This is a genomic window from Aureliella helgolandensis, from assembly GCF_007752135.1.
Lineage (GTDB): Bacteria > Planctomycetota > Planctomycetia > Pirellulales > Pirellulaceae > Aureliella > Aureliella helgolandensis.
Map to the genome: position 1 here is coordinate 884,636 of NZ_CP036298.1, position 12,917 is coordinate 897,552.

Below are 12,917 nucleotides of genomic sequence, written 5' to 3' on the forward strand. Positions count from 1 at the left end.
GAAGTCTTTTGCCGTCCATTTTTCCGCTCAGCCGTTAAGGCACTTGGTTGCCGGGCAAGAAAGCTTCGACGAGTCGCAGCAGTCCCTAGGGCTCCTACTCCTGCAATCGGGGATGGTCGCGTAAGAAAGTCTGCCAACTACTGCTGGAAATCGCGGTTCCCTGAATGTCGCATTGCCGCAGTGCTGGCAACGCATCGAGCGTTTCCAAAGCCGCATCGGTCACGGGCGTTAGCGTCAGCCACAGGGTTTCCAGTGCACCGAGACCCGCTAGTTGAGACAGTTTCTGATCGTCAATTGCGCAGCGCGCCAGGTCGAGTTCTGCCAACGCTTGGAGCTCGTTGAGTTGCTTTAAGAAGGAGCCCTCTACCGGTGTTCCCTCAACGCTTAGGCGGTTGAGTTCCTTGAGCAAGGGAAGCCATTTTAGTTGTTCATCGGTAATGTTGGTAAAAGAGAGGTCAAGCCACTGGAGTTTTGCTTGATTGTCCAGGGTCTGCCAGGTCTGAGGCGTGAGTTGACTGCCGGCAAGAACGAGATCTTGAACTTGATGGCCACTGTCTCTCAAGGAATGTAGGTCTTCGTCCGACAGGGTCAGAGCCGTTTGATAGACCCGTTTGGCTTGTTGCTCGTTAGCCGCTAGCAGGTTCAAGAGGGGGCGAGGCGTATTCGCCAGGCTGCCATCGCCTCCTTGGTAGACATCGACCAGGGCCTTAAAAAATGCTTCACGTGCGCCAGCTTCTTCCAGTAATTGATCGAGAAAAAGGTGGGCCAGTCCTGCGGCATGAGTGTAGAGTCGGGATAGCTCTGGGCTCTTCTTCCACGAGTCTAAGTTGCCTTGTGTAAATTCCGACCAATCGGGCCAATATCCGTCGCGCACCGCCCGATAACGAGCTGTTTGCAGCCGGGGAGACTCCAGGCCACCAATGGTCCAGTAACTGCCACGCTGGTTCAACGATTCCATATACATGGCAATGCCCTCGACCAGCCATAGGCCGCCAGTCTCGCCTACGTGCGAGGGCTCTAAGTGCGTCGCTTCAGCGAGCAGTTGATGGGTGAGTTCGTGGAAAAGCGTGGCTGTCAGATTGTCGTCTGGATAGAAAAACGAAGTCTGAGAATCTGGGGCATAGTATCCAACCGAAACACCGATATTTGCCTCGGAAGCTCCCAAGAGTTGCAAGTACTCTTGTCGGTCTCGCAAGAGAACCACTTGGATCTCTTCAGGTTGGTCCCACGGTACCGCGCTTCCTGCTAGGCGTTGTTGAAGTTGGCCAGGGGCGGCCCACAGTGGATAAAAAATTTGACTCCACAGGCAATAGAATCGCTCGAGCTGCTGTGCTAGCTCCAGGCTAGCGCGCCGATCGGCGCGGGTGAGTAAATTAAAGTGCGTCGTTCGAATCTGGCTGTAGGATCGAGCTGGCCAAGCAAAGTTGGGATGAATGGTGGTCACGGTCCGCATTTGCGGGCGCCGAGTCAGCGCGGTGGTGAAGGCCCCCAGAGCACGCCGCGATGCGGAGTGTTGAGGGTGTTCGCGGTGGACTTGCCACAGCAGTTGAAAGGCTTCGGTTTCGAGCCCTTGGCCAGCTAGCTGCTGAACCTTCTCAAAGAGAAAGTCGGCGTAGCGGTGGCGAATGGCTACAAAAGAATCGCGCCAGTGTGCTTGGTTAGTGCTCTGCGGAGCCGTTGCTGAGGGGCCGTCTTCAGCTAAGTAGAGCACGGTCTGATCATCGCGTGGGAGCGGTAGCCAATTGCGAGAATATTCCGCTTCCGACGGTAGCCCGATGCGCTCACAGATGTCCGCCAAGCGTTGCAACTCCGCTCGCATAGAAGCGTCGCTGAAGGGTGGCTCCACCTCCACTGATTCTCCAGCAGAGTTGGTCGGCAACTCTTGAGCGACCACTAAGGCAGCGTTCGCAAGCATGAGGAAGCTAGCCAATAGTGGGAAGAAGAGCTGCAAGTGCACGGTATCCTCAAGATTGGGTTAGGGCCTCGGGGCATTCCATTCCACCGCGCAAGCGGGGCTCCCGTTGAGGCCTACTTAAATGACGCGGAGAAACTTGTTTCGATGTGGTGGTTGGGGGCGGTTGCGCGCCCAACTCGAACGTTCGGCAGTTGAGCGACTCGATCGCTACCTCCATTCTGAATCAGCCAGCGGTCTCCTGGCTACTGCGAGGCGTTACAATAGCGAAGCAATGCCAAAGTTACCTCTCACCGTACCCAGTCCTAGGGACTATAGCGATAGGCGGAAAAACTCATGAATGCAAAACTAGTGCTTTGTCAAAGTTTAATCTTAGGGTTGCCCTGGAAAAGGTGTCCGACACCAAAAGCCGGAACGGCCCTACGGGGGCTTCGCACTTTTGGTGTCGGACACCTTTTCCCACTCCGCCGGGCTGTTTGTGCGGTCCTGTTTGCCGTTCTCGTGTCCTGCGGAGGGTGGGGGGCGGTGCCAGCGAGTTGGGGGGCGGAGTTGAGTCCTATAGGAGCGACTGCGCCCAACGTAGTCTTTATTCTAGCTGATGACTTGGGGTGGCGCGATCTTTCCTGCTACGGGAGCCCACTCTGCGAAACGCCCCATATCGACGCACTTGCCGCTACTGGAATGCGTTTCACCAATGCCTACAGTGCCGCATCGATTTGCTCTCCGACGCGCGCTAGTTTGATGACTGGCAAGCATCCGGTGCGAACCGGGGTCACCGACTATATTCCCGGGCTGAAATCAAAGCCGGAACAAATGCGGACACCCCGCACGGCACGGCAACTGGCTTTGGAGGAAGTGACCTTAGGAGAAATGTTCCAACAAGCTGGTTATGAAACGATGTACGCCGGGAAATGGCATTTAGGAGGGGTCGGTTACGAGCCGCCCGACCAGGGCTTTGACGTGTATGTTGGGGACCGGCAGCTCGGCCCCCATGGACGCGATTGGACGGTTGGAACGCGAATCACCGCCGCCTTTGATGAATTTGTGACGGCACGTCAGGCCGCTGAAGCGTCGGCCCCATTCTTGGCTTATCTGTCCTTTCATGAACCCCACATTCCCATCTTGGAATATCCCGAACATATCAATCACTTTCAGCAGAAAGTCGCAGGCTTGGGAGAATCGCCGGCACCACGTGCCGAACGCGAGGGCCGAACGCGAATGCGGCAGGATGATGCCGCCTATGGTAGTGAGGTCGCAGGGCTGGATGATCTGGTGGGCCAAGTCGTGGCGACGCTAGATCACGCTGGACTCCGCGAAGAGACCTTGATCGTTTTCTATTCGGACAACGGTGGGCTGTCGACCAAGTCGCAGCCGGGACCCACAAGCAATCTGCCGCTACGGGCGGGCAAGGGGTGGTTGTACGAAGGTGGGCTACGCGTACCGTTGCTCGTGTCACTGCCAGGGAAGATCGAACCTGCGTCGGTGTCTGATCAGTTGACGGTAAGCTACGATCTGGTGCCAACCCTGCTCGATCTGGTGGGGGCCGAAGTGTCGGTGAACAATGCGTTGCCACCGCAAGCTCTGGATGGCCGTAGTTTACAGCCTATCCTGCTAGGCGATGTGGAATCGCTGCCGGCAAGGGCCGAGTATTGGCACTACCCACACTATCACGGTTCAACCTGGGCCCCCGGTGCAGCCATGCGCGACGGTGATTGGAAGTTAATTCAGTTCGACCACTACGGGCAGGTTGAACTCTACAATCTGGCCGAGGATCCCAGCGAAACGAAGGACTTGGCCGCGGAGCACCCCGAGCGGGTGGCAGACATGCAGCAACGCTTAGCAGCCTGGCAAGCTTCGGTAGGGGCCCGCTTTGCTCAACCGAAAAATCTAGCTGTCGAGGAGCTCGTGGCTTGGTGCATCGTCCCCTTCGATGCAAGTCGCCGTGGACCCGAGGCACGTGCACAAATGTTGCAGGAGTTGGGCCTGCGGAAGCTTGCCTACGACTGGCGCGAAGAGCACGTGGCGACTTGGGATGCAGAAATTGACGCGTTGGCTGCGCACGACATCGAGCTGACAGCTTTTTGGTGCTCCAGTTCGCTCTCGCCAGGACAAGATCCTGGTACGCAACGCATCCTCGATTTTCTGCGTCGGCGACAAGTGACCACTCAATTGTGGGTCATGCTGCCCGATCATGAATTGTCAAAAATTGATGATGAGGCTGAGCGTGTGCAGCGGGCGGCATTGGCACTCCGGCAGTATGCGGAGCTCGCGGGAGAGATTGGATGTCAGGTTGGGCTCTACAATCACGGTGGATGGATTGGACGCCCGGAAATAATGGTCCGAGTGATGCGGGAGTTGAGTGATCTCGACAATTTGGGAATTGTCTACAATCTGCACCATGCCCATGGTGAATTGGATCAGTTTCCTACTGCACTGCGAGCCATGCTCCCCTACCTAATGTGTGTCAATTTGAATGGGACCACCGTCGGAGGCGAAAAAATTGTGACACTTGGGGAGGGGACTCTGGATGCCGAAATTCTGGGTTGGTTGCGCCAAGTACAGTACTCAGGGCCCATTGGCATTCTCGATCACCGAGGTCAATTGGATGCCAAGGAGAGTTTGGAAATGAATTTGACCGGTCTCAGGGCGTTGATTGGCCCAGTCGAGTAGCTGCTCTGCCTGCGAATCGCCTGCAATTTATCACGCATGACTACGAAAAAGCCCCGGTACAACTCCATGCATCGCATGGGAGTTGGAACCGGGGCTGATTGTTATTAGAGGCTGGCGAACATTGTTCGCGGAACTCATCGGTTATTTGATGTCAATAGGAAACTCATTCTTTCCTTCTTTGACTTCAAACTTCAGATCAGAGCTGGCCTCATTCCAATATTTTTGAGGAATGGTTTTATCGGCCTGCATGGGGACCGGTGCTGCTGAGGCATCCTCGGGAGGAACTGAGATAGGTGCAAAGTAGGCTGTATACGAACCGACTGGAATGGGATCGTCCAAAGTAAACGTTCCGTCGCTTTTGAGGTCAGCTCCGCCACCTTGGCCAGAGGACAAGTCGATCACCATAACCGAGGCGTCCGTGTATGGCTTACCTTTCACACTCACAGTGCCACTGACTGTTCCTACGGGAGGCTCGGATGAGCAGCCGCTGGAAACGGCCAGTAAGCCCAACGTTAGAAGCACTACAGCACGACAGTTTCTGAGTGATATTGCGCGATGCATGAGAATTGTTGAAACCTTAGTGGGACATGTGGAAAAGGAATGAAGAGGAGTGCCACGCAGCCTGCGGAATCGGCTGCATGGCACTGCAATGTTTAGGACCGCTGTCAGCTACTGCTCAATCGAAGCGACTTCGCCATCGTATCGGCAGCACAAACGCTTGAGGGTCATGAAGTCGATGGAATCGGAGATGAAGTGGACTGAACCATCGCCCAGACCAACTTCAATACCTCCAGTGTGCAAGGAGTTCAAGATAGTATTGTTGCGGTACATGTAGTCGGTTGCGCCACCTTGAACAATATTCGAATTGGGTGCGAAGCGAACGGTGGAAGTCCCGGTCTGCCATAGGTCACCACAGCCGGGGCCCACGCGATTTCCATGCCGACTGCCATACCAGCCACCGTAGTAGTTCGCTGATCGATTGACGCCAGCCACCAATCCGGATTGATCCGAGATGACCATGGTGTTGGAAGTACCGTCGGTCATGGAAGCCATCTTGGTCGTTTCGTTGGGAACGAGCACGCCATTATTGGATGACCAACCATGTCCGCAGTCATAGGTGCCACGGGTATCGTCCGGGCCTGGAACCGGACGAGCCGCGCCTGCGATTCCCACATAGCTGACATTCATCGCGGTTCCATTGTTGTTGGAAACTGGCGCGACATCAAAGGGATCGACCGGCGATGATGGGCAGCGGTAGGTTGGTACCAGCAGATTGACCAGAACTTCGTTGTACAGGAAGGGCGTTGGACTAGCTCCACCGGCCATGAAGTGCGAATCGTAGGTGAAGGCCAGGTTCTGGTAAACATTGCCCTGTTCAATAAACGGCATGATCAACGTTCGCCAGTTCGAACCGTTCGACGGCCATTCCACCCGCAGGTTGTACGAGCCATAGGGAAACGATTTGTGAGCGTCGTGATAATTGTGCAGCGACAGACTGATCTGCTTGACGTTGTTCGAGCAGCTCATTCTACGTGCTGCCTCTCGGGCAGCTTGGACGGCGGGCAACAACAGCCCGACTAAAATCCCGATGATGGCAATTACGACCAGTAATTCCACCAACGTAAAACCTTGACGTTTCATTCTGTGGATCCTCTTAAAAAAATAGAAAAACATGGCTGAAAACGCGACTCTCCGCCTGACTCGCTAATTCAGCAGATTCTTACCTTAACGCTACAGGGAGTTGTAGTGCAACTAAATATTGGGCCTTTCTTATTCGTTTTGGGAAAGAACTTTAACGGCGACGCGGCTCGGTGCAAAAACTGCATAGCAATTGTGCTTCAGTGCATGGGTAATAAGCAATTTGCAGGCTTTGGAGACCAGTGTGGGGGTTGGTGGCGAGACCGCGGTACGTTGATCAGCGTTTGCTAATGGTGGTGGAATTTCCATTGAGAGGGCTCGGTATCTATTGTTTGGCGGAGGCGAAGGGAGGGGATTCGCCTTGCTGGAGATGGATTTGCGGCGTATAAGTTTACATTAGCGTATTCTTAATACTGAGCCTTGCCGTCTACTCATGTGGCTACGCAGCACGCGTCTTTAAAGAGGGCCTCGCAACGGCGTCTGCAGGAGGGGCTGCACTAGATATGGGGTGGGCAGCAAACCGGTGATGGCATTGCGGAATTCGACCTAGCGGGGTGGACGGCACTTGTTCTATAGTCGCGGAGCATCGGACGCGTCAGGAGAGTTAAGTGTGGCTCGGTGCTTCCCCAATTTCCCAATGTTCAGCAAGGAGTGCAGCCAATGCGATCGATAGCGGTTATCAATCAAAAAGGTGGCGTTGGTAAGACAACTTCCGCCGTAAATCTGGCCGCCGCATTGGCGGAACAAGGCTTTCGCGTTTGCGTGCTTGACCTCGACCCGCAAGCTCACGCTTCGCTGCACCTCGGCCTCTCGGTGCTGAACGACCAACCGAGTGTCTATGACGTCCTGTGCGGGGATGCCACGATTGCAGACGCTCGCTATTGGGTCACCGATAATCTAGCGGTCATTCCAGCCAACCTAGATTTGGCTGCGGCCGAAATGGAATTGGCCGGCGAAGTTGGACGCGAAGTTATCTTGCGCGATAAATTGGAATTGGACGACGAGCAGTTTGATTTTCTGATTCTTGATTGCCCACCTTCGCTCGGAGTGCTGACGCTTAACGCGCTAACAGCCGTCCAGGAAGTTTTCCTACCTCTGCAGCCCCATTTTCTGGCTCTGCACGGACTTAGCAAGCTGCTGAAAACGATTGAGATTGTTGCCAAACGGCTCAATCCAACTCTGCATCTCTCGGGTGTAGTCTTGTGCATGTACGAGTCGAGTACGCGATTGGCGGCCGAAGTGACCCGTGACGTGGACGAGTTCCTGACGATGCAGTCGAAGTCCCAGGGCATCTGGGCTGGCGCAAAGTTTTATGAGACTCGAGTTCGACGCAATATCCGCTTGGCGGAGGCGCCTAGTTTCGGTCAATCGATCCTGGAATATGCACCTACGTCGAATGGCGCCGAGGACTATCGTGCACTGGCCAAAGAAGTGATGGGGGTCTCAACCTCCGCAAGCCGGCCGCACGAGACGGATGCGGAAATTGGTCTCGTCAAGGCTGCTTAGCTCATGACGGCTCCTACTCCCAGCTTGCCTGCCTCTGACGGTCCACAGCGTGCCCGGCGCCGATCGTCCGTCGTGGTCTTTGGGTGGGCCGCTGCCTTGCTATGCGCGTTTCCGATGGGTTGCCGGCAATGGGCCTATGGTCCAGAAGGGATGGGGTTGGGCCCTGGTCCGCCTGCGCCGATTGAAGTCCCCGTAGCCAATCCCGCGCACGTGGGGAACGTCGACCCCGATTTCCTCTGGCGGCAGATCGTGGACACCGTGGACGACCATTTTCGAATTCGGTCCGAACAGCCCGTGTTGCGCAACAATCTCACCGTGCTGGAAGGGAATTTGTCCACCTACCCCGAGGTCAGCGGAACGTCGTTAGAACCGTGGCGTAACGATGCAGCCCGTGGTTTCGAGCGTCTGCAGAGCACGTTTCAAACCATCCGCCGCACAGCCAATGTTCGAGTCGTTCCCGAAGCTGGGGGCTATTTGATCGACGTCAGTGTGGTCAAGGAGCAAGAGGACGTCGATCAGTCGCAGTTCTCTACAGCGGGCGCCTTAGCCCAACGGCACGATGGAACCATTGTTCGCAATGAGAATCAATTGCGGCAAATGCCGGTAACGCTGGGGTGGTACGAAATTGGCCGCGATCGCGATCTAGAACATCGCTTGATGGAGAACATCCTAGGCCGCATTTCGAATGTAGAACCTCCTCCCCAAAAACTGCTCCACCACAGTCGCTAAGCGGTTGGAACTCGCCGTCTTGGTCCCCCCACCTAACTCTCGAGTTTTGCGGCAGTGGTCCAGTGCTTCTAACCCAATTGAATTTTTTTGGGTTGAGGATTGTGTAGCACGGTCCCTGGTCTTCCCGAAATACCATGCGACAAAACCCAGGTCACTCCCACTCCCACTCCCACTCGTGCTCGTGCTTGTGCTTGTGCACTTCTACTCGGGGAGTTCTGATTGCGAGTGCGGTTTTACTCCGTACGAGTACGATTGGTGTGCAAAAAGTAGGTAACCCCAAGCCAGGGCTCAGCAGTATGCGGAATACGGGATGCGTTACATGCAACTTGATTCGAACATCCAATCTCTTGGGCTAGCGGCTCCTGTGGCATTGGCAAGATCATTTTGGCGAACGTGCACGCTGCCCACGCAGAAAGACAATTGGCCCAGCCAGTGAGTGCGACACACTTGCCCGATTCGTGAGCTAGACCGCTTGGTCCACTCCGCGAACTCGAATGCGGAACGACCGCCCTCGCCACAGCCCGCTGGGCGGCTGGATTTTGCTACTTTGCGCACAATGAAGCTGGATCGATTGTGGGGAAATTGACGATTGTGACTGAGTCGGATTCTGCGCGCTGCGACGAGCCCGCCGGCTCCCAGTCCCCTCGGTACCTACTCAGCACCATCCAGCCGCATGACTTTCAGTCCACTTCTCTTGTCGCTTGCAACACCAGCTGCGGTAGCTACCGCCAGCACTGTTGTCGATGTCGCTCAAGGTCTGGGGCAGAACTTTGCGAATCTACTGTCCGGTGCTTCGGGCAGCGCTGCCGCAGAGGCCAGTTCAGCGGATCGCGAGTCGAATGCACCGAGTTCCCTAGCCGATTTGGCTGGCGAGCTGCGGCAATGGTTTCGTGAACTGGGCCTCGAAGAGCAGCCCTTCCAGCTGAATTTTGATTTGGCCGCCGACGGAACACAATCGCTGAGCGTTACCGGGATGCAGGCGGACAGGCTCAATGAGGAGTTGGGAAATGCCCCCGAATGGGGCGAGCGGATGCGAGCGTTCGCCAGCAATTTGCAGCATGCGGCGAGCCAATCCATGGGAGGGAGTGTCCCTCATCTACGATTGTCGATTACCGAATCGGAATCGACCGTCTCGCAGTCCTAAAGCGAATGCGCGCTGGGGCAATCGTTCAACTTGGGTGTCTGGGTATAATACGGGCTTTCGATTGACCGCAAGGATTCTTGTGAATTTGAGAATTCTGTCGACCGAACAATAGGGAAGGGTATGAGGCAGTGAGTGGTCCTTGAGCGGCAGTTGCTTGCTCGGTACGGCTTCAGGAACTCGCCTGCCTCCCCTGCCGGGATTTGCTTGCCTCCGCAGAACTGAAGGAATTGATCATGGCATCCGATTTTCGTCTGAAGGAAAAGCTTCCAACACTCGTTTCGTCGATCGTGGGAACCTACACCGCCGATGATCGGATCAATCATTTGGGGCATTGTCCGCTGCCCAAATACGACTCGGTCGTGGCCATTGTGGAGGATCTGACCGACATCCTCTATCCCGGCTTTCGTCGGCGCGAGGGATTGCACATTGGCAACGTGACCTACCATGTTGGCAATTTAATTGATTCCCTACACGATTCGCTCACCACGCAGATCGGGCGCGCCTTGCATCACGACGACCGGGTGCACAATCGATCGAGTGATTGTGAGAACCAGCTCGATTACGAAGCCAAGGGACAGGCCATCGCCATTCGGTTTTTGGAACAGATTCCCCGCTTGCGTCGTTTGCTGGCCACGGATGTCGAAGCGGCCTACGACGGCGACCCGGCGGTTAGTAGTCGCGATGAGATCATTTTTTGCTATCCAGGTTTGGAAGCGATCACCATCTACCGCATTGCGCATGAGTTGCGTCGCTTAGGGGTTCCGTTCATTCCGCGGATGATGACGGAGTGGGGGCACAAGCAGACGGGCATCGATCTGCACCCTGGAGCTCAGGTTGGCGAATACTTTTTCATCGACCACGGAACGGGTGTGGTCATTGGAGAAACATGCGAAATCGGCTCCAACGTTAAGATTTATCAAGGTGTTACCCTCGGAGCAATTAGCTTTCCAACAGACCCCGATGGGCAGTTGATTCGCGGGCAGAAACGCCATCCGACCATCGAAGATCGGGTCGTCATCTATGCCAACGCAACGATTCTGGGTGGGCGCACGGTAGTCGGGCATGACAGCGTCGTTGGTTCTTCTGTGTGGATTACTAGTGCGGTAGCGCCTCATACTACCGTCACTCTGGAAAAGCCGAATTTGCGCGTGCGAGGGGGAGTCCCCGATGATTTGAAGCCGGAGACGAACTACCAAATCTAAACAGCTTGTTCGGTAGGGTAGTCCGCCGCCGCGTGAGCAAGACCGGATTGGTTGCCGCAACCCGGTGTTAGCCCCTTGGTAAAACTGACGACGCTTCTAATTCAACCAGCCGTAAAGCTAAGGGAATACGATGAATTTTACACGCATTGATCAAGTCACCGCGACGGTTCTGGTCATCGAATCGGATCCTTTGATGCTAACGGCCATGGGGTCGGTCATGAATATGCAGGGATATCGAGCGGTGTTGGCTAGAACCGAAGATGTTGCCAATGTCGCCATTGCCGACCAGACCTTGGACGTCATTGTCCTGTCGATCAACGAGCTCGAATCGGGCTGTCATTTCGCCCATCGCTTGCGAAGTCATGCAACATCGAGCGACACGCCCATTATCTTTCTCGTGCCCGAATTGAAGGCGGAATGGACCGAGAAGCTCTCGGCGCAGGGTGGGGTCTACAGTCTGCTCAAGCCGATTGATCCCCATGGTCTATTGGAACTGGTGGACCGGGTCTTGTGGATGCCCCATTTGGCGCGAAGTCGTGGTACCGCCCCTGAAAACCACCTGAACATGCAGGCAGATTGGATTCGTCTGAACTAGGGTTCTCGGAGTGGCGTCCCTCTTCTGCCGCCACTGGCGCGGGGTTTCCATTAATTTGTCGTAAGCTACGGCAGTTTTGGGGGGCAATCTTTGGGCAAATAAAGCATAATTGAGGGGTTCGTTTGCTGGATGTGCAGCGGTTTGAATGGCAGCCTGTCTACCATGCCCCAGCATCCGGGCCTTCCCCCTCTCCCGCCCTACGTCCGAAGAAGCCCTCCCTCATGTTGCTACGCCCTTATTGGTTGGTGTTTTCCGTCCTCCTTGCTTGGGGGGGGCTAGTCTGTTCACCCAACGAGTTGAAAGCCCAGGCCGACTTCCCGCTCGTCGAAGTTGCAGCCGTAATCGAGACCCCCGTGGATACTGCTTACCGAGTGATCGGGACGGTGAACCCACTGCGCACCTCGATGGTTGGTAGTGCGGTGGCGGGCCGCGTGCTGGAGGTCTACGTCAATCAAGGCGATGCTGTCGAAGCCGGCCAGCCCTTGGCGCAGCTCCGGACGGATACGTTGGAACTTGAGTTGGCCGCCGCCGAGGCCGAGCTCGAACTCTACCGCCAGCAGTTGGCCGAAATGGTCAATGGTTCTCGCGTTGAGGACATTGCCGAAGCGAAAGCACGCTCTCTGGGGGCTAAAGCAGCCATGGAAAATGCTGCCAGACAACTGCAGCGGCTCGAGGAGTTGATGTCGTCCGGCGCAGCCATTGATGCCGACATCGAAGATGCACGTGAACGTTCCATCTTCACGCAGTACACGCATGCGGCCGCTGAAGCGACATTGGCACGCGTTGAAAAGGGGCCTCGCAGCGAACAGATTGCGCAAGCTGCAGCGCGAGTGGAGTTGCAACAACAGAATGTGCTGGTGATTAAGGACCGAATTGTCAAACACACCATGATCGCTCCCTTCGATGGCTTTATCTCTGCCAAGTTTACGGAGATTGGAGCTTGGATCGAGAGTGGAGGGCAAGTTGCGGAAGTGATCGAATTGAAAGAGGTTGAGATCCAAGCGCCCACCACTGCCGAAAACGCAACCAAGCTGAAGCGGGGAGATACGGTGCGGGTCGAATTCCCTGAGCTACCTCACAAGCTGCTTACCGGTGTGGTGCATCGGATTGTTCCCGTAGCCGACTCGCGAGCCCGCACGTTTCCCGTACTCATTCGCCTACAGAATGAAATCATTGACGATAGCCCGCTGCTGTTGTCGGGCATGATGGCGCGCATCGACCTACCTACCGGCAAACCTCAAGTCTTGCCACTCGTGCCGAAGGATGCGCTGGTGCTCAACCAGCTCGATCGGTCCGTGTTTGTCGTGGAAATGGAGCGTAGTGGCGAGACGGGGACGGTTCGCAAGGTTCCCGTGGAACTGGGAATTGCCATGGAGGGATTGATTCAAGTCACTGGTGACCTCTCCGCAGGCGATTTAGTGGTGGTGTTGGGGAATGAACGCTTGATTCCCAACAGCCAAGTTCGTGTGACCAACAAGGTGATTTCGCAAACCGCGAAGAACTAAGCTCCAGTGGCTGTGA

At 55.6% G+C, this 12,917-nt stretch carries 10 protein-coding genes; 7 read left to right on the forward strand and 3 right to left on the reverse strand.

Features of this window, described 5'->3' with window-relative positions:
* Window positions 1–94: 94 nt before the first annotated feature.
* Complete coding sequence (locus tag Q31a_RS03205; RefSeq protein ID WP_197356122.1) at window positions 95–1,957, reverse strand: leucine-rich repeat domain-containing protein; 1,863 nt, start codon at window positions 1,955–1,957, stop codon at window positions 95–97.
* Window positions 1,958–2,437: 480 nt separating this feature from the next.
* Between Q31a_RS03205 and Q31a_RS03210 the strand changes: the two genes are divergently transcribed.
* Window positions 2,438–4,582, forward strand: coding sequence for a sulfatase-like hydrolase/transferase (locus Q31a_RS03210; RefSeq protein WP_197356130.1), 2,145 nt, complete (start codon window positions 2,438–2,440; stop codon window positions 4,580–4,582).
* A gap of 141 nt (window positions 4,583–4,723) precedes the next feature.
* Here Q31a_RS03210 and Q31a_RS03215 read toward each other — a convergent pair whose 3' ends face one another.
* Together Q31a_RS03215 and Q31a_RS03220 are read right to left on the reverse strand one after the other, a co-directional pair.
* On the reverse strand, window positions 4,724–5,020 hold the full coding sequence (locus tag Q31a_RS03215; protein ID WP_145073913.1) for a hypothetical protein: 297 nt from the start codon (window positions 5,018–5,020) through the stop codon (window positions 4,724–4,726).
* 231 nt (window positions 5,021–5,251) lie between these two features.
* Window positions 5,252–6,223, reverse strand: coding sequence for a DUF1559 domain-containing protein (locus Q31a_RS03220; protein ID WP_145073915.1), 972 nt, complete (start codon window positions 6,221–6,223; stop codon window positions 5,252–5,254).
* Window positions 6,224–6,880: 657 nt separating this feature from the next.
* Here Q31a_RS03220 and Q31a_RS03225 point away from each other — a divergent pair.
* The 6 genes from Q31a_RS03225 to Q31a_RS03250 all read left to right on the forward strand — a co-directional run bounded on the left by Q31a_RS03225 (window position 6,881) and on the right by Q31a_RS03250 (window position 12,901).
* Entirely contained in the window at window positions 6,881–7,726 is an 846-nt protein-coding gene (locus Q31a_RS03225; RefSeq protein WP_145073917.1) for a ParA family protein, read from the forward strand.
* A 3-nt stretch (window positions 7,727–7,729) separates the two neighbouring features.
* Window positions 7,730–8,455, forward strand: a complete 726-nt coding sequence (locus tag Q31a_RS03230; RefSeq protein WP_145073919.1) for a hypothetical protein — start codon at window positions 7,730–7,732, stop codon at window positions 8,453–8,455.
* 694 nt (window positions 8,456–9,149) lie between these two features.
* Window positions 9,150–9,599, forward strand: a complete 450-nt coding sequence (locus tag Q31a_RS03235; RefSeq protein WP_145073921.1) for a hypothetical protein — start codon at window positions 9,150–9,152, stop codon at window positions 9,597–9,599.
* Between the two features lie 233 nt (window positions 9,600–9,832).
* On the forward strand, window positions 9,833–10,801 hold the full coding sequence (locus Q31a_RS03240) for a serine O-acetyltransferase (protein WP_145073923.1): 969 nt from the start codon (window positions 9,833–9,835) through the stop codon (window positions 10,799–10,801).
* Window positions 10,802–10,931: 130 nt separating this feature from the next.
* Window positions 10,932–11,396 (forward strand): response regulator, encoded by a 465-nt coding sequence (locus tag Q31a_RS03245; RefSeq protein WP_145073925.1) that lies wholly within the window; start codon window positions 10,932–10,934, stop codon window positions 11,394–11,396.
* A gap of 221 nt (window positions 11,397–11,617) precedes the next feature.
* Entirely contained in the window at window positions 11,618–12,901 is a 1,284-nt protein-coding gene (locus Q31a_RS03250) for an efflux RND transporter periplasmic adaptor subunit (protein ID WP_145073928.1), read from the forward strand.
* The last annotated feature ends 16 nt before the right edge of the window (window positions 12,902–12,917 follow it).